This is a genomic window from Aeromonas sp. FDAARGOS 1409 (assembly GCF_019048705.1).
In the GTDB taxonomy this organism is placed as follows: Bacteria; Pseudomonadota; Gammaproteobacteria; order Enterobacterales; family Aeromonadaceae; genus Aeromonas; species Aeromonas sanarellii.
Map to the genome: position 1 here is coordinate 3669377 of NZ_CP077395.1, position 15558 is coordinate 3684934.

Consider the following 15558-nt stretch of genomic DNA (forward strand, 5'->3'; position numbering starts at 1 on the left):
GATGATACCGAACAATTGGCGAGAGGGATCGGAAAAACACACATTATTGTGTGCAAGCAACAGATGCTGGAGAGAATCAGAGAGGTAACGCAGAAGAAAAGCAGTCAGAAGTTGGTTGCGGGGGCCGGATTTGAACCGACGACCTTCGGGTTATGAGCCCGACGAGCTACCGAGCTGCTCCACCCCGCGTCCGAATTGTACTGCCACCACAAGAGACAGAGCAGTTGCCCCTTGCTGTCTTCGTCTCCACCGCCGCGCAATGCACTTGCCATGGACACAAATAGTTGGTTGCGGGGGCCGGATTTGAACCGACGACCTTCGGGTTATGAGCCCGACGAGCTACCGAGCTGCTCCACCCCGCGTCCGAATTGTACTGCCACCACAAGAGACAGAGCAGATGCCTCTTGCTGTCTTCGTCTCCACCGCTGCGCAACGCGCTTGCCATGGACACAAATAGTTGGTTGCGGGGGCCGGATTTGAACCGACGACCTTCGGGTTATGAGCCCGACGAGCTACCGAGCTGCTCCACCCCGCGTCCGAATTGTACTGCCACCGCAAGAGACAGAGCAGATGCCTCTTGCTGTCTTCGTCTCCACCGCAGGCGCTTGCTATGAACACAAATAAGTTGGTTGCGGGGGCCGGATTTGAACCGACGACCTTCGGGTTATGAGCCCGACGAGCTACCGAGCTGCTCCACCCCGCGTCCGAATTGTACTGCCACCACAAGAGACAGAGCAGTTGCCTCTTGCTGTCCTCGTTTCCACCGCCGCGCAACGCGCTTGCCATGGATACAAATAGTTGGTTGCGGGGGCCGGATTTGAACCGACGACCTTCGGGTTATGAGCCCGACGAGCTACCGAGCTGCTCCACCCCGCGTCCGAATTGTATTGCCACCACAAGAGACAGAGCAGTTGTCCCTTGCTGTCTTCGTCTCCACCGCCAGGGTTTGCCTTGCCATGGACACAAATGGTTGGTTGCGGGGGCCGGATTTGAACCGACGACCTTCGGGTTATGAGCCCGACGAGCTACCGAGCTGCTCCACCCCGCGTCCGAATTGTACTGCCACCACAAGAGGCTGAGCAGATGCCCCTTGCTGTCTTCGTCTCCACCGCAGGCGTTTGCCTTGCCATGAACACAAATGGTTGGTTGCGGGGGCCGGATTTGAACCGACGACCTTCGGGTTATGAGCCCGACGAGCTACCGAGCTGCTCCACCCCGCGTCCGAGGTCGCCCATAATAGGCGCCAACGTTGAGATTGCAAGTAATTATCCTAAAAAAAGTTTATTCGAGGATTAAACCGTCACATGCTGTTTTCTTTTGCAACAGATCGCAGTTTTTTCAGGCAGCCCGCCATTTTCCGGGCCTCAGTACCCTCCCCTCCACGCTCCCTGTCTGGCGCCTCTTTGCCATAAAAAAGCCCGCACCCCGGGGTGCGGGCCGCGCGACGGCACCGGGCTCAGGCCAGTTGGTGCAGCACGCTGGTCGCCGCAATCTGGGCGATGATGAGGCCGCACAGGGTCACGGAGAGCACCACGGGGGCCGTCTCCTGCTGGCGGTAAAGGGGGCTGAACCAGAGCAGCAGGGCGGCCACCAGCAGGCCGGCCTGGGTCAGGACCCCGGGGATCAGGGCATCGAGCCCCTCGCCGCTCCCCTGCCAGCCCACCAGCACCGCCAGCCAGATGAGGCTCAGCATGGCCGCCACCAGCCCCGCCAGGGGCAGCAGCAGGTTGAAGGCCTGCAGGCGATGGCGGGCCCGCAGCAGCATCAGGTGGGCAAAGGCCGATCCCAGCAGCACCATCTGCAGCAGGCCGCCGAGCCAGCCCTGGATCTGCAGCAGGCCCGCCCCATAGAGGGCTAGCGGCAGGGCGGGCAGCCACAGCAGGCTGGCGGGGATGGCGCGCTTGCCCTCCAGGCGGGACTGAGCCAGGGAGAGCACGACGCCGAGGATCAGGGCGGCGCCTCCGCTCCAGATCAGCCAGCCCTCGATGCCGGCTTCGATCGCCAGCATCAGGGAGAGCCCGGTGATCACCCAGACCGAGAAGAGCTGGGTGGTGATCCGCGAACGCTGGCCCGGGCAGAGATCGCCGCGCCACAGGACGAGGCCGACGGCGATCAGGGCCCCCAGCGCCATCAGACCGGTCAGGGGAAAGAGCCAAAAAGGAAGTTGGACGAACATAGGGTCTCCGGCAACAGTGTGAGTCCGGGCGCCGGCGCGCCCGTCACAGGACAAGGAATGACAAGAGGCGGGGAGTATAGCCAAACTCCTCCCCGTTCCCAACGCCGCGGGCTCAGCTTTGCCCGCGGGCCAGGGCGACCACCCGGGCGAACATCTGCCTGAGCACGGGCGGGATGTGCTCGCTGCCGAGGCGCTCCGCCTCCTCCACCACCGCCAGGGCCATGCCGGGCTTGCTGCGGTGGTGGATGGCCTTGGCGATGATGCGTCCGGCGTTCAGGGTGGAGCGGCCCCCCACCCCGGCCTCGCGCCGAAACACCCCCTCGAAGCCATTGTGATAGAGGTAGTGCTCTATGTCCGCCGCCGGCAGCTGGGTCAGTCGGTCCCGTTCGCGCTCCCCCTTGAGCAGGGAGCGGGCGGAGCTCGCATACTTGGCACCGGCCTCGTCACCGTCGGTAAGCAGGTGCCACTCTATGCCAAAGTCCCGGGCCACCTTGATGAGGGGGGCCTGACCGCACTGGGCGAACTCGATGATCCGCACCCCTTCCGCCCGCAGGCTGTAGCCGCAGATCTGGGCGAGCTCGGAGAGCAGCCAGATCTCGGTCTCCCCCTCCACCAGCAGCCAGCAGCGGGCGAACATCGACATGGGCCTGTTGATGCGCACGTGGAAGGCTATCTTGCGCAGATCGTCGCTGCTGTAGCGCTCCCCTCCCAGCTGGTGGCAGAGGATGTCCTGCTGGCGACGCACCAGGCGGCGCACCTGATTGAGCGGCAGGGAGGAGAGCAGGTCCCCCGAATTGGTGGTGAGCAGCTTCTGGCCGGGCAACTGCTCCAGCAGGCCCCAGGCCAGGGCCAGCATGGTGGGATGCAGCCGGCTCTCGGGGTCTTCCAGCATCAGTATGGGCCTGGCCCCCTCCTCCAGCTCCCGATTGCCCCGGGCGTGGAGCAGCATGGCCGCCATGCCCGCCATGGCCAGCTGCAGCGCCCGGTTGTCCGCATTGCGCAGCAGCACCTGCAGGTTGCCGGGGTTGCGCAGGGTCATGGGGCGGTTGACGATCTCCCGCTGGCTGCGGGGCTTGTGCTTGATGGGGGCCAGGGCGCTGAAGTAGTGCTCCATCAGCTGTTGCACCGCCTGCAGCGCCTCCTTGAGCTCGGGCTCGCCGATGCGCTGGGGCTCGTCGGTGAGCTTGCCGGCCAGTTCCCCCAGCCGCTGCTCGCAGAGATCTCCCCAGGGCAGCCGCTCGATGCCGTCCCGGGCGGTACGGGCGTCCCGCAGCCGGAACACCGGGTTCATGGTGATGAGCAGGCGCACCAGCGCCTCGTTGTTGTCGATGGCCAGACTCTTGCCGATGCCGTCGAGAAAGTCGTGGGTGGTCAGCACTGTGCCATCGTCCTGCAGCTCGGCGCTGGCGCGGTAGTGCACCCGGTGGAACTTGTCCTTGTGAGGGATCCAGGCTGCCCCGAGGCGGGCCAGACGACGGGAATGCTGGCACATCTGGGGGCGGTACTCGCTGAAGGTGAGCACCAGTTGCAAGTTGCGCGAGGGTTCGAGCTCGGGATCTTCGGGCCGATGGAAATCATCCAGGCCAAATTGATAGGGCTCGGCGTCCCCCAGCAGGCACCAGAGGGCGCGCAGCAGACTGGACTTGCCCCAGGCGTTTTCGCCGATGAGCACTGTGGTGTTGTCCAGCCCGAGCGAGAGGCGATTTATTCCGCGAAAACCTTTGACTTCAATGCGTTCCAGAAACATGCGGCCATATCCAGTCCATCCTGATGGCGCAATAGTGGCAAAGTTGCCGGAAAAATCCTACCGGGTTGCGGCGTTTTCAGCGGGAACTGTGAGGAACGAGAGGTTCGGGCGGTGTGGGCAGGCTGGCGCGCTCCTGGGGTGCATTCCAGTGGCTGAACCAGAGATGGCGGGTGCGGGTCTGACGTTTGCGATGATTCAATGGGCATTCCTTTCAATGGACAAGAGACAGAGGGTACACCTCTTTTGCCCAGAGTCTCAGCGTTATCTGTGACAGGAGAATGACAGCTGGGCGCGCCACTGGCCCGGGCTCAGGCCGAAGGCCTCCCGGAAACGGTTGCCGAAGTGGGCCTGGGAGGAGAAGCCGCACTGGGCGGCGATGCTGGCCAGGGGCTCGCTTCCCGCCAGCAACTGCTTGGCCCGCTTGAGCCGCAGCCCCAGCAGATAGCGGTGGGGCGGGCAGCCCAGGCTCTGGCCGAACATCCGGGCGAAGTGGTATTCGCTCAGGCCCGCCTCCCGGGCGAGCTCCCCCAGGGTCACCGGCTCGGCCAGATGCGCCATCAGATACTCCTGCACCCGGCGCACCACGGCGGGCGCGAGACCACCCCGCACCTCCGGCAGCGCCGGGGCCTCGCGGGTGTGGTGGCGATAGGCGTGCAACATCAGCATCCAGGCGCCGTGGGAGAGCGCCATACGATCGATGCCGTGCTGCCAGTCCAGCTGCATCAGCTGCCCCTGCACCAGGGCCGCCGCCTGGGGATCCTCGATGAAGGTCTTGTCTTCCAGTTGCAGGTGGCGCCCCTCCTTGTCGCACACCTGCTCGGCGATGCGGGTGAAGTGGGCCGGGGTGAAGTAGAGGTGGAAGAAGCGAAACTCCTCGCGCACCAGCCACTCGGATCTGTGGTGATCCGGCATGATGCACACCTTGCCGGCGCCGCCGTGGCCGCCGGGGCCGTCCAGCCGCTCGGTCTGCTCACCCCCCTGCAGGTAGACGCTGATGGTGTGGTGGCCCGGCTTGTGGTAACGGGTCTGATCGTAGCGGTTGCGCCAGCTCGCCACCCCGAGCCCGGGCTCCAGCCAGCAGGAGTCCTCCAGCCTGGCCCCGGTACTGACCAGGGCATCAAAGACCCCCGCCTGTCTGATTTGCGGCATCATTGGCTGCATTGCATGCGGCACCCTGTCCTCCCCTCGGCCCACCCTCGCCTCTCTTGTCACCATCTTATCGCGCCTCATGACCAAAGGCTGCGCCCCCGTGGAAAAAACCGCAAGATGGTGCAAGCCGCCGCCCCGCCTCCCGGTCCATGCTGATCCCACGTCATTCCTCTCGAAGCGGTCACACCATGAATCTGATGCTCTATGTTTCCACCGTCCTCATCTGGGGCAGCACCTGGATTGCCATCGCCTGGCAGCTTGGCCCCATCCCCATCGAGGTCTCGGTGCTCTATCGTTTCGCCCTGGCGGCCCTGGCGCTGTTCGCCCTGCTCACGGTGAGCGGCAAGTTTCCGCGCCTGCCCTGGGCGGGCCAGCGTTACGCGGCCCTGCTCGGCGCGTTGCTCTTTTCCACCAACTTCCTCTGCTTCTACCACGCCACCCTCTATATCCCGAGCGGCCTGTCGGCGGTGATTTTCGCCAGCGCCAGCATCTTCAACGGCCTCAACCTCTGGCTGTTCGAGGGCAAGCGGCCCACCCTGCGTTGGCTGCAAGGGTCGCTGCTGGGGCTCTTTGGCACCCTGCTGCTGTTCTGGCCTGTGCTGGCGGATGCGCAACTGGGTGCAAACGGCTGGAAGGGCTTGCTGTTTGCCTGCGGCGGCACCCTCTGCTTCTCCCTGGGCAACCTGGTCTCGGCCCGGGGCCAGCGCCAGGGCTATCAGGTGCTGCAGATGGTGCCCTGGGGCATGGTGTACGGTGTGGCGCTGCTGCTGGGCTGGGTCACGGTACTCGGCCAGTCCCTCACCCTGCCCACAGACCCCCGCTACCTCGCGTCCATGGTCTATCTGGCCATCTTCGGCTCCGTCATCGCCTTCACCGCCTACCTCACCCTGGTGGGACGCATCGGCGCCAGCAAGGCGGCCTACGCCACCGTGCTCTTCCCCCTGGTGGCCCTCACCCTCTCCACCTTCTATGAGGGCTTCGTCTGGCAGACGGTCTCCATCGTCGGCGTGGTGGTGAGCCTCATCGGCAACCTGGTGATCTTCGCGCCCCCCGTCAAGGCGTGGCGCTGGCCGTTATCGAGGGCTGCAAACGGTACTTGCCCATGATGGTACCAGCCCCTAAGGTAACGGCTTTCAACAGACGAGAACGGGAAGACGCATGTTACTGGAAGGGCTGGAGACACTCTGCCTGCTGGCGAGCGAGGGCACCATGGCCAAGGTCGCGAGCCGCCTCTACATCAGCCAGTCGGCGGTGAGCAAGCGCATCGCCCAGCTGGAGCAGCGCCTCGGCAAGAAGCTCATCGAGCCCGATGGCCGCCATACCCGCCTCACCCCCCAGGCCCGGGAGCTGCTCGCCCGGGTGGCGCCGAGCCTGGCCGAGATGAAGGGGGTGCTGGCGGACAGCCAGATCCTTACCGACCATACCCCCTTGCCCATCGCCTGCTCGGAGACCCTGCTGGCGGGCTACCTCGCCCGCTTTATGCACGACTACCTGCAGCAGGATCCTCACATCGCGCTCTCCACCCATCACACCCCTGTCATCCTGGCCCGGGTCCGCGGCGGGGACGCCCTGCTCGGCATCTGCGCCGGTCGGCTGCCGCCGGGCCACGGCCTGTGCGCCGAGCGGCTGCTGGAGGAGCCCTTCTACCTGGTGGGCGATGATCAGGGGGAGGCCACGCCTGGGGATCAGGAGGAGGAGCGCAGGATACTGACCATGGATCTGGAGAACCCCTCCAACCGCTACCTGCGCGAGCCCCTTGCCGCCCTCGGGCTCACCCCCGCCATGGAGCTCGACTCCTACCTGGCGCTGATCGAGCTGGCCAAGGCGGGGATAGGGCCCGTGCTGCTGCCCGCCGGCCTGCTGGCCCTGGTAGGCGAGCAGGGCAAGAGAGCCCGTCCCCTGCCGGGGCTGGGCCGCCCGCTCCACCTGGTCTATCGCCCGAACAGCCTCAAGCGCGATCGCATTGCCCGCCTGGTGCAGGCCCTGCAAACCCATTTCCGGCACCTGAGTTCCCAGGGCTGAAAACAGGAGGGCCCGATCCAGCGGATCGGGCCCTCGCCATTCTTGGTGCCAGGATCAGCCCAGCCAGGCAAAGAGTTCGGGGTACTGGCTCCACACCAGCTTGGCGGACATCAGCAGGGAGACGGTCACCAGCAGCGGCTTGATGAGCTTCACCCCTTTCTTGAGCACCAGCTTGGAGCCCATGCGTGCCCCGATGAACTGTCCCAGCGCCATGCACAGGCCCACGCTCCACACCACCTTGCCCCCCAGGGTGAAGAAGAGCAGGGAGGCGATGTTGGAGGTGAAGTTCAGCAGCTTGGTGTGGGCGGTGGCCCTGGCCATGCCAAAGCCCGCCAGGGCCACGAAGCCGATGGCAAAAAACGACCCCGTGCCCGGCCCGAAGAAGCCGTCATAAAAGCCTACGCCCCCGCCCACCAGCAGGGCGAACGCCATGGGGGTGAGGCGGCGCTGGCTCTCCGCATCGCTCACCCTGGGGGAGAAGTAGAAGTAGCAGGCGAAGGCCATCAGCAGGAAGGGCAGCAGCCGCTCCAGAATGGCGGCGTCTATGGTCTGCACCGCCAGGGTGCCGATGGCCGCCCCGATGAAGGTGCAGATGACGGCAGGCCAGATGATGGCCCACTCCAGGAGCCCCTTGCGGGCATAGAACCAGGTGGCGGAGAAGGAGCCGAAACTGCTCTGCAGCTTGTTGGTGCCGAGCACCAGGGCCGGCGGCATGCCGGTGGCCAGCAGGGCCGGCACCGTCAAGAGCCCCCCGCCCCCGGCGATGGCGTCGATAAAGCCGGCGATGAGGGCCACCCCGAACAGGGCGACCAGGGTGAACAATTCCAGTTCCATCCATAGACCTCGTGTGATTGGCGGCTCCCGGTGCTGCCTGGAGCCTGAATGAGTCAGCAGGACGCTATCCTAGCGGCCACGGGAACATGAAGCCAACGAAACAGTGGCAGCCAATCGATTCCTTATTTTCATCAATCAAGCGCAAGAGACGGCCTGCTCCTTGATAGCCTCGAGCCCTTGCAGCAGCGACGTCTCGTCATCCCCCGGCGCCCGACTCACCCGGCCCGCCATATAGCGGCGGCTGAAGAGATTGAACCAGAGCTGCAATGCCTGACCGGCCTGCAGCTCCCCGGCCACCTCCAGCACGCAGGCGGCCACCTCGGCGGTGCACAGGTGCTCGTCGCTGTGGGCGACCCGCATGCCGTAGGTGGAGAGCGCATCGGGCTTGATGGCGAGCACCGGGAAGCCGTCCAGATAGGGGCTCTTGTTGAACATCTTGCGCGCCTCGGGCCAGGTGCCATCCAGCAGGATGAAGAGCGGCTTCTTACCCGGCGCCAGCGCCACCTCGCCGGTCAGACGGGCGGGCGCCTTCTCGCTGGCGGGAAACACCACGTAGGGCTGCCAGGCGGGATCCGCCAGCAGGGCCAGCAGCTCGGGATGGGGCTGGGTCCGCGACCAGAGAAAGGCCCAGGTGGAGTCCGGCAGCACGTCGGCGATGAGACGCCCGGTGTTGGAGGGCTTCATGGGCTCGCTGTCATACATCAAGAGGCAAAAGCCCGCCTCGGCCTTGAGCGCGGGGCGCCAGTCACAGGCACACCAGTCGTGGCGCAGCTGGCAGGCGTCGCAGCGCGGCACGCTGCCACCACGGGCGAGGAAGGGCCTGGTCGAGACGCTCTTGCGCCACAGGCGCAGGCGATTGACGGCGTGATCGGGAATGGGCTTCATGGGGCGCGGCTCTGGGGATGCACTCGGCGGGAGAAAAGGGGGCAGATTGTAGCGGGGGGCGCAGCCTGCGGCAAGGCGCGCAACCATCGGCTGACCAAGGGATATGACAGAGGGGCCCTTGGGCCCCTCAGGTTGCACGGCTGCGTCGGCGTCAGAGCGCCTTGCGCAAGATCCGCTCCAGGTAGTCGGCGAAGTTATGACCGTGATGCTCCAGCAGTTTCGGGAACATGGAGATGGAGGTCATGCCCGGGAAGGTGTTGATCTCGTTGAGCAAAATCTCCCCCTCTTCGGTCAGGAAGAAGTCGATGCGCGACAAGTGGGTCAACTTGAGTTGACGGAACGCCTTCAATGCGTACTCATGGATGGCATCGGCCTGGGCCTGGGTCAGCCCCTCGGCCCGCAGCGCGGTCTCGGTGTGGCTGGCGCTGCTGTACTTCTCTTCGTAGGTGTAGAACTTGTCCTGGGGCACGCAGATCTCCCCCGGATAGGTGGCCACCAGCTCGTCACCGTACTGGTAGACCGCCACTTCCAGTTCGCGGGGCTTGACCGCCTTCTCGATCAGTACCTGCTCGGAATAGCCGAAGGCATCGGCAATCCCCTTCACCAGATCGACCTCGTTGCTGGCGGAGTAGCAGCCCACGGAGGAGCCCTGGGACGCCGCCTTGATAAAGACCTTGCCCCACTTGGCCAGTGCGGCTTTCGCCTGCGCCAGCGCCGCGTCGTTCTGCTCGGTCAGGAACAGATAGGGGGTGTTGGGGATGCCGATGGCGGAGAGCCACAACTTGGTGGTGATCTTGTTGAAGCAGATCTTGCTCGCCTCGGCGTCGCAGCCGAGATAGGGCAGGCCCGCCAGCTCCAGGAAGGATTGCAGATCGCCGGTCTCGCCCGGATAGCCGTGGATGCAGGGCACCACGTAGTCCACCGGACGGGCCACGCTGTCAAAGGAGAGCAGCTTGTCCAGCCCCAGCTTGCACTCGCGACCGTCGGCGCTGAGCCAGCGGTCGGCGAACATCTCGACCCGGGTCACTTCGACGCCGGGCAGGAGCCCGAGCTGTTTTTCGAGGAAATTGGCGCTGCGCAGCGAGACTTCGTGCTCGGAGCCACCGCCACCGCACAGCAGCAAGACATGCATGTTCTTCATTAGATGTGATCCCTTGGGAGAAGCGGCTTCGTCATCACCCTGTCAAAAACCAACCGAAGAGCCTGTTCGCCCCCGCCGGCGAGTACCGGCCGAAGGGCGAGCATGTTCCATCACAGGACGAAGCCGGAAACGAACATAAGTGCGGGCAGTGTAGCAAGGGAGGGGAAGCCTTGTCAGCCGATGGGACTGCCCTCCCCCCATCCAGACCCGTAAAAGTGCCCGTCTGTGTCAGAAACTGGGTGAAATGCGCTCAGCGCGGCGGATCGACCCGCCCGCCACCATTGCCGTTGACCCGAAACCAGCCGGCGATGCTGTAGCGCTCCTCGCTTGCGGGCAGCACCTCATGGGGGAACTCCTCCGACAAGAACAACACCAGGCGCCCACCTCTGGGGGAGACGTCCATCAGGAACTGCTCGTTGTCGTCATAGACCCGCAATATTCCCCCCGCCTCTGGCTGCCAGCCGTTGTTCAGGTAAAACACCGAGGTGAGGCGGCGGTTGGAGCGCCCGGCGAAGGCATCGCGATGGGTGGCGTAGAAGTCGCCACGCCGGTAGCGGGCGAAGTGGGCCTCGTAGTCGAACAGCCCCAGCATCAGGCTGCGGTTGGCAGCCAGGCGCAGGGACTCCATGCGCGCCAGATAGTCGGCCACCGGCGCGCCGAGGGAAGAGTCCAGCCAGTGGATCTGATCCCGGCGGATGTCGCGGTTGTCCTGGTGCAGGGTGTCGCGACCGATCCCCGCCGGCCGCCACTCGTCCGGCAGGCAGGCCTTGAGGGCATCCACCTCGGCGGCGGTTAAAAAATCGTCCACTATCACCCAGCCCCGGGTGTAGATGGCATCCATGACGGCTTGATAGTCCAAGATAGGCTCGCAGCGAGGAGAGAGAGTGCGCTTTGTAGCGACTTCGGGGCCCTTGCACAAACCGGTTTGCTTCTCCTGAGAAGTCCCGCCATCAATAGGAGGCGGCCTGCCACAGCCCCTTTCCCCTTGCTCACCGGCGCCCGGCCCGCTAACGTGCAGAGATCGCCCTCTGGGGCGCCATGCCCATCATCTTTCCAGGAGAGTGCCATGCCCCTGCCCCTTATTCCCCTGCAACGACTCGACGGCACGCCCTGCTCCACCGCGGATCTGCAGGGGCGGGTCCTGCTGGTGGTCAACGTGGCCAGCCGCTGCGGATTCACCCTCCAGTACACCGGGCTCGAGGCCCTCTATCGTCGGTTCGGCCCCCGGGGACTCGAGATCCTGGGCTTCCCCTGCGATCAGTTCGGCCACCAGGAGCCGGGAGATGCCGAGGAGATCGCCCGCTTCTGCTCCCTCGACTATCCGGTCAGCTTCCCCCTGATGGCGAAATGCGAGGTCAACGGCGCCCAGGCCCACCCCTTCTATCGCTGGCTCAAGCAGCAAAAGCCGGGGCTCCTCGGGAGCGAGGCCATCAAGTGGAACTTCACCAAGTTCCTCATCGACCGGGAAGGCCGGGTGGTGGACAGATTCGCCCCCCAGACCAAGCCGGAGGCGCTGACCCAGGCCATCGAGGCGCTGCTCTGACAAGGCTTGCGACGACGCGAGCCCGGGGTCCCCTTCGCGGCGCCCCTCCTTCTGTCTGCCAGGATGGCGGCGGCCGTCACCGTGGGGCTGCGCCCATTCGCGACACGGCTGCTGCGTGATCGCCTCGTGTCTGCTATATTACGCGCCCACTGTCTCTCGTGCGGTCGCCCCGCCGGGCTCAGGCCCTGCCTCGATGGCGACCCACCCTATTTTCCATGTCGTGACGGACCAAGGCTGCCGTCACCCGTTGAGCCCAAGGCTCGGAGTGTCCCTCGAACATGTCATTCAATGAACTGGGTCTGTCACCGCACATCCTGCGGGCCGTCAAGGAGCTGGGTTACGAACAACCCACCCCCATCCAGCAGCAAGCCATTCCCGCCATCCTGGCCGGGCAGGACGTGCTGGGCGGCGCCCAGACAGGCACGGGCAAGACGGCCGGTTTCACCCTGCCCATGCTCCATCGGCTGCTGGCCAACCATGGCCGGGGCGGTCGCCGTCAGGTACGTGCCCTGGTGCTGACCCCGACCCGGGAGCTGGCCGCCCAGGTGGGCGAGAGCATCATCAAATACGCCCACCACCTGCCGTTTCGCACCCTGATCGCCTACGGCGGCGTCAGCATCAAGCCGAACCTGGACGCCATCAAGCTCGGGGTCGACATCCTGGTGGCCACCCCGGGCCGCCTGCTGGATCTGCTGACCCAGGGAGCGCTCACCCTGAGCGCCCTGGAAGTGCTGGTGCTGGATGAAGCGGACAGAATGCTCGACATGGGCTTCATCACCGACATCCGCCGCATCATGAAGGCGCTGCCTGACGAGCGCCAGACCCTGCTCTTCTCCGCCACCTTCTCGGATGACATCAAGGCGCTGGCGGACGATCTGCTCAAGGATCCCACCCTCATCGAGGTGGATCCCAGCAACACCGCCGCCGAGCAGGTGACCCAGCGCATCATCCAGGTCGATCGGGAACGCCGCCGGGAGATGCTCTCCCACATGATCGGCCGTGGCAACTGGCAGCGGGTGCTGGTGTTCGTGCGCACCAAGCAGATCGCCGACAGGCTCGCCCAGCAGATGCAGAAGGATGGCCTGGATACGGTCGCCATTCACGGTGACAAGAGCCAGGGGGCTCGCAACCGGGCGCTGGCAGATTTCCGTGAGGGCAAGGTGCGGGTGCTGGTCGCCACCGACATCGCCGCACGGGGTCTGGACATCGATCAGCTGCCCCACGTGATCAACTTCGAGCTGCCCCAGATGGCGGAGGATTACATCCACCGCATCGGTCGCACCGGCCGCGCCGGGCGTGGCGGCGAGGCCATCTCCCTGGTGAGCCAGGACGAGCTGGGTCAACTCAAGGAGATCGAGACACTGATCGGCCAATCCCTCTCCGTGGAGATCCTGGAAGGGTACGAGCCGAGCGGCAAGCCGAGCCGTCAGACCCTGCCGGGCAGCAAGCCGGTCCAAAACCCGCCCCGCGCCCGTGGCCATGCCAACGCCAAGAGCAACAATGTCAAGGGCAAGCCCGCCGCCGGCAAAGGCAAGGGGGATGGCGCTAAGAAGCCGGCCCAGTCTCCGCAAAACAAGTCCCGCAAGCGCGAGGTCGTGGGGGAAGACATCGGCTTCACCCCCATGCGCCGCCTGCCCAAGGCCCAGCGCGGCGACTATCAGGACAACTCCAGCGAGGAGTAAGCCAGTGCGCCGACGCCATCATGAAAAAAACCGCCTCCGGGCGGTTTTTTTACTGGATCTGAGCATCCCTTGTCGGAGTCTCTTTCCGTCTCATCCGGTGTTCACTCAATGGGCTTATCGCCCGTGACCGACCCGGCAGCCATGGCCTCGGCCTGCTTGATGACAAACCCCTTCTCGATGCCCGCCTTGAAGCCCAGCTTTTCATAGAGGCGGTGGGCTTCATCGCGCCCCTCCCCCGAGAGCAGCATCACCTTGTAGCAATCCAGCGCCCAGGCCAGGGAGAGGGCCTGTTCAAGCACCCTCTGGCTCAGGCCCTGGCGCCGGAACGCAGAGGCCGTGACCACGTGCTCTATGATGCCAAAGGGCCTGCCGCCGTTGGTCAGGGTCGGGATCACCCCGAGCTGGCAGGTGGCGGCGAGCTCACCGCCCACCTCCGCCACGATGATCCGCACCTCGGGCCTGGCCAGCAGGCGCGTGAGCGCCTCCCTCGCCATGGAGGGCCTCATCACGGGATCCCGGGGTCTGAGCTCGGCATAGAGGCTGAGCAAGCCCGCCAGATCCTGCTCCTTGCACTCTCTGATCACCACCATGGCACACCTCCTGATCTGCCACTCACCCTCAGGCGGGTCATGAATGACGCCAGCATGTGATGTACGCAGGCATAAAGAGAAAGAAGATGCCTTCCCCTGGTTGGGAAGGCATGAGGCTCAGCGGGTCTTGACCGCCTGCAGCAGGGCCGAGACATCCGGGCCAAAGGTGCGGGCGCGGATGGCTTCGCGAATGTCGCTCTCGCCGTAGCGGCTGGCCGGGTAGACCACCACGCAGGCGGTGTCGCCAGGGGCGAGGAAGTGGGTCTCGCCGAAAGGGGTGTAGCGGGTGGCGCCAATGCTGATGAGGGCATGGGCCGGGCGTCCCGCCTGGGCCAGCAACCCCTGGATATGCTCGGCCGGCCCCTCGTCCTGCTGATGGTTGAACTTGTCGATGGCCCAGTCGAGCAACTGCTGATGGAAGTAGCTGTAATCCACCGCCGCGCTGTCGATGCCATAGGGGTGCAGCTCGCCGTCCCGCTCCAGATAGCAGGCGATGCGGTAGTCATCGAGCTCGCATCCCGCGCCGAAGTGGGTCAGGGGCAGCAGGTTCGCGGCCAGCCCCTTGCTCTCCTCGCCCCAGTTCTTCTTCTCGCTGATCTTCTTGGCGTTGGGGCGGCGGATGGAGCAGTCGTTGTAGGCGCCAAACGCCTTGGGATGGATGGCGACCACCTGCTCCCCTGCGTACTCCAGCTCGCACCAGAGCGCCACTTCCGGCTCAATCTGCACCTTCTCGTCCCCGCTCACCGCCGCCTCGGGCAGGAAGATGGCGTCGCCGCTCAACGGGAAGACCCCGAGCTGGCCGGGATGGTTCGGCACATAGAAGGGGAACAGCGCCTTGGGGGCGATCTTGTCGTCAACCTTGACGGCGACGAAGTCCGCCGCCTCCCCGGCCTGCTCCAGGTGACCGGCGAAGTTGCCCGCCACCCCCAATCCGATGAAGTTGCTCAATTCGGTGATCTGCATCTGTGGCTCCACTGGCGCGGCCCGGGCCGCCGCCTCGTTGTGTTGTTCAGGGGCGGAAAGTACCGCCAAAGAGGGAGCTTATTAGAGCACAGCCCCGAGGCGGCGCCCAGCCGCCCCGGGGCAAGCTGTGCTCCAGGGCGGATTTCTTCCCTCCAGGTGGTCATAAAGAGAGCAGTCAGCGTCAAGCTGTGATCCCGGTACTTGGGCGAGGCCGGTGCTTTTGCTAGTCTGCCCCATTCAGTTGCCGTTCGGGGGTCCGCAGATGGCCATCACCACCCATTTCCAGGGTCGCTTCGAGGTGGAGTTCAAATACCGCCTGGCGGATCGCGCGGCCTTCCTGCGTGCCCTCGCGGCCCTCGGCCCCGAGGTGATGGTGGAGGCGGACCACGAGCAGGACTGCTACTTCGACACGGCGGACGGCGCCCTGGCCCGGGAAGGCAAGAGCCTTGTGATCCGCACCATGCACGGTGCCGGCATCCGGCTCTGGATCGTCAAGGGGCCGGGGCCGGATCGCTGCGAGGCGGTCAACATCACCGATGCGGACAAGGCGGCCAGCATGGTGTGCACTCTGGGCTACCGGCCGGTGCTGACCATCGACAAGCGGCGCAGCATCTACTTCGTCGGCCCCTTCCACATCACCCTGGACAGTCTGGCCGGCCTTGGCGACTTCGCCGAGCTGGCCATCATGACCGACGACGAGGCCGCCCTGCCCGCCCATCGCGCACAGTTGCAGGCGCTGGCCGCAAGGCTGGGGCTCACCCCCGACATGCTGGAGACCCGCTCCTATCGCACCCTGTGCGAGCAGCGGGCCTCCCTTTGACAAGAG

General features: G+C 65.2%; 15 protein-coding genes and 7 tRNA genes. 5 read left to right on the forward strand and 17 right to left on the reverse strand.

What is annotated here, in order from left to right; genetic code table 11:
- Positions 1-112: 112 nt before the first annotated feature.
- The 11 genes from I6L39_RS17130 to I6L39_RS17175 all read right to left on the reverse strand — a co-directional run bounded on the left by I6L39_RS17130 (position 113) and on the right by I6L39_RS17175 (position 5072).
- Positions 113-189 (reverse strand) — tRNA-Met (locus I6L39_RS17130).
- 96 nt (positions 190-285) lie between these two features.
- Positions 286-362, reverse strand: a tRNA-Met gene (locus I6L39_RS17135).
- A 96-nt stretch (positions 363-458) separates the two neighbouring features.
- A tRNA-Met gene (locus I6L39_RS17140) sits at positions 459-535 on the reverse strand.
- A gap of 91 nt (positions 536-626) precedes the next feature.
- A tRNA-Met gene (locus tag I6L39_RS17145) sits at positions 627-703 on the reverse strand.
- A 96-nt stretch (positions 704-799) separates the two neighbouring features.
- Positions 800-876 (reverse strand) — tRNA-Met (locus I6L39_RS17150).
- 95 nt (positions 877-971) lie between these two features.
- Positions 972-1048 (reverse strand) — tRNA-Met (locus I6L39_RS17155).
- Positions 1049-1143: 95 nt separating this feature from the next.
- A tRNA-Met gene (locus I6L39_RS17160) sits at positions 1144-1220 on the reverse strand.
- Between the two features lie 236 nt (positions 1221-1456).
- A complete protein-coding gene (locus I6L39_RS17165; RefSeq protein WP_216990328.1) occupies positions 1457-2176 on the reverse strand; it encodes a hypothetical protein in 720 nt (239 codons plus the stop codon).
- A gap of 112 nt (positions 2177-2288) precedes the next feature.
- Entirely contained in the window at positions 2289-3923 is a 1635-nt protein-coding gene (locus tag I6L39_RS17170) for an ATP-dependent endonuclease (RefSeq protein WP_042076919.1), read from the reverse strand.
- A gap of 76 nt (positions 3924-3999) precedes the next feature.
- Complete coding sequence (locus I6L39_RS20355; RefSeq protein ID WP_280841995.1) at positions 4000-4122, reverse strand: hypothetical protein; 123 nt, start codon at positions 4120-4122, stop codon at positions 4000-4002.
- A 62-nt stretch (positions 4123-4184) separates the two neighbouring features.
- Positions 4185-5072 carry a helix-turn-helix domain-containing protein gene (locus I6L39_RS17175; protein ID WP_216990329.1) on the reverse strand — a complete coding sequence of 296 codons (888 nt, stop codon included), beginning with the start codon at positions 5070-5072 and terminating at the stop codon, positions 4185-4187.
- Positions 5073-5260: 188 nt separating this feature from the next.
- Here I6L39_RS17175 and I6L39_RS17180 point away from each other — a divergent pair, with 188 nt between their 5' ends.
- Positions 5261-6178, forward strand: coding sequence for a DMT family transporter (locus I6L39_RS17180; RefSeq protein ID WP_216990330.1), 918 nt, complete (start codon positions 5261-5263; stop codon positions 6176-6178).
- 52 nt (positions 6179-6230) lie between these two features.
- Positions 6231-7094 (forward strand): LysR family transcriptional regulator, encoded by an 864-nt coding sequence (locus I6L39_RS17185; RefSeq protein WP_216990331.1) that lies wholly within the window; start codon positions 6231-6233, stop codon positions 7092-7094.
- Positions 7095-7148: 54 nt separating this feature from the next.
- Here the strand turns inward: I6L39_RS17185 and I6L39_RS17190 are convergent, their stop codons facing one another.
- The 4 genes from I6L39_RS17190 to I6L39_RS17205 all read right to left on the reverse strand — a co-directional run bounded on the left by I6L39_RS17190 (position 7149) and on the right by I6L39_RS17205 (position 10813).
- Positions 7149-7928 carry a TSUP family transporter gene (locus I6L39_RS17190; RefSeq protein ID WP_042076923.1) on the reverse strand — a complete coding sequence of 260 codons (780 nt, stop codon included), beginning with the start codon at positions 7926-7928 and terminating at the stop codon, positions 7149-7151.
- 135 nt (positions 7929-8063) lie between these two features.
- On the reverse strand, positions 8064-8813 hold the full coding sequence (locus I6L39_RS17195) for a tRNA-uridine aminocarboxypropyltransferase (protein WP_216990332.1): 750 nt from the start codon (positions 8811-8813) through the stop codon (positions 8064-8066).
- 151 nt (positions 8814-8964) lie between these two features.
- Complete coding sequence (locus I6L39_RS17200) at positions 8965-9954, reverse strand: D-alanine--D-alanine ligase (RefSeq protein ID WP_216990333.1); 990 nt, start codon at positions 9952-9954, stop codon at positions 8965-8967.
- A gap of 250 nt (positions 9955-10204) precedes the next feature.
- Positions 10205-10813 (reverse strand): 2OG-Fe(II) oxygenase, encoded by a 609-nt coding sequence (locus tag I6L39_RS17205; protein ID WP_216990334.1) that lies wholly within the window; start codon positions 10811-10813, stop codon positions 10205-10207.
- 207 nt (positions 10814-11020) lie between these two features.
- Here I6L39_RS17205 and I6L39_RS17210 point away from each other — a divergent pair, with 207 nt between their 5' ends.
- Together I6L39_RS17210 and I6L39_RS17215 are read left to right on the forward strand one after the other, a co-directional pair.
- Entirely contained in the window at positions 11021-11497 is a 477-nt protein-coding gene (locus tag I6L39_RS17210) for a glutathione peroxidase (protein WP_216990335.1), read from the forward strand.
- Positions 11498-11775: 278 nt separating this feature from the next.
- Positions 11776-13179, forward strand: a complete 1404-nt coding sequence (locus tag I6L39_RS17215; RefSeq protein ID WP_216990336.1) for a DEAD/DEAH box helicase — start codon at positions 11776-11778, stop codon at positions 13177-13179.
- 101 nt (positions 13180-13280) lie between these two features.
- Here the strand turns inward: I6L39_RS17215 and I6L39_RS17220 are convergent, their stop codons facing one another.
- Positions 13281-13769: a GNAT family N-acetyltransferase gene (locus I6L39_RS17220; RefSeq protein ID WP_216990337.1), complete on the reverse strand. Its 489-nt coding sequence runs from the start codon at positions 13767-13769 to the stop codon at positions 13281-13283.
- 117 nt (positions 13770-13886) lie between these two features.
- Positions 13887-14732 (reverse strand): DUF5718 family protein, encoded by an 846-nt coding sequence (locus I6L39_RS17225; RefSeq protein WP_216990338.1) that lies wholly within the window; start codon positions 14730-14732, stop codon positions 13887-13889.
- Between the two features lie 262 nt (positions 14733-14994).
- Here I6L39_RS17225 and cyaB point away from each other — a divergent pair, with 262 nt between their 5' ends.
- A complete protein-coding gene (cyaB, locus tag I6L39_RS17230) occupies positions 14995-15552 on the forward strand; it encodes a class IV adenylate cyclase (protein WP_216990339.1) in 558 nt (185 codons plus the stop codon).
- Positions 15553-15558: the final 6 nt, after the last annotated feature.

Coding starts and splice junctions, on each gene's coding strand:
- I6L39_RS17195 (WP_216990332.1), bottom strand. CDS start 8,813: ATGAAGCCCATTCCCGATCACGCCGTCAATCGCCTGCGCCTGTGGCGC.
- cyaB (WP_216990339.1), top strand. CDS start 14,995: ATGGCCATCACCACCCATTTCCAGGGTCGCTTCGAGGTGGAGTTCAAA.
- I6L39_RS17180 (WP_216990330.1), top strand. CDS start 5,261: ATGAATCTGATGCTCTATGTTTCCACCGTCCTCATCTGGGGCAGCACC.
- I6L39_RS17170 (WP_042076919.1), bottom strand. CDS start 3,923: ATGTTTCTGGAACGCATTGAAGTCAAAGGTTTTCGCGGAATAAATCGC.
- I6L39_RS17220 (WP_216990337.1), bottom strand. CDS start 13,769: ATGGTGGTGATCAGAGAGTGCAAGGAGCAGGATCTGGCGGGCTTGCTC.
- I6L39_RS17190 (WP_042076923.1), bottom strand. CDS start 7,928: ATGGAACTGGAATTGTTCACCCTGGTCGCCCTGTTCGGGGTGGCCCTC.
- I6L39_RS17225 (WP_216990338.1), bottom strand. CDS start 14,732: ATGCAGATCACCGAATTGAGCAACTTCATCGGATTGGGGGTGGCGGGC.
- I6L39_RS17175 (WP_216990329.1), bottom strand. CDS start 5,072: ATGCCGCAAATCAGACAGGCGGGGGTCTTTGATGCCCTGGTCAGTACC.
- I6L39_RS17200 (WP_216990333.1), bottom strand. CDS start 9,954: ATGAAGAACATGCATGTCTTGCTGCTGTGCGGTGGCGGTGGCTCCGAG.
- I6L39_RS17165 (WP_216990328.1), bottom strand. CDS start 2,176: ATGTTCGTCCAACTTCCTTTTTGGCTCTTTCCCCTGACCGGTCTGATG.
- I6L39_RS17185 (WP_216990331.1), top strand. CDS start 6,231: ATGTTACTGGAAGGGCTGGAGACACTCTGCCTGCTGGCGAGCGAGGGC.
- I6L39_RS17215 (WP_216990336.1), top strand. CDS start 11,776: ATGTCATTCAATGAACTGGGTCTGTCACCGCACATCCTGCGGGCCGTC.
- I6L39_RS17210 (WP_216990335.1), top strand. CDS start 11,021: ATGCCCCTGCCCCTTATTCCCCTGCAACGACTCGACGGCACGCCCTGC.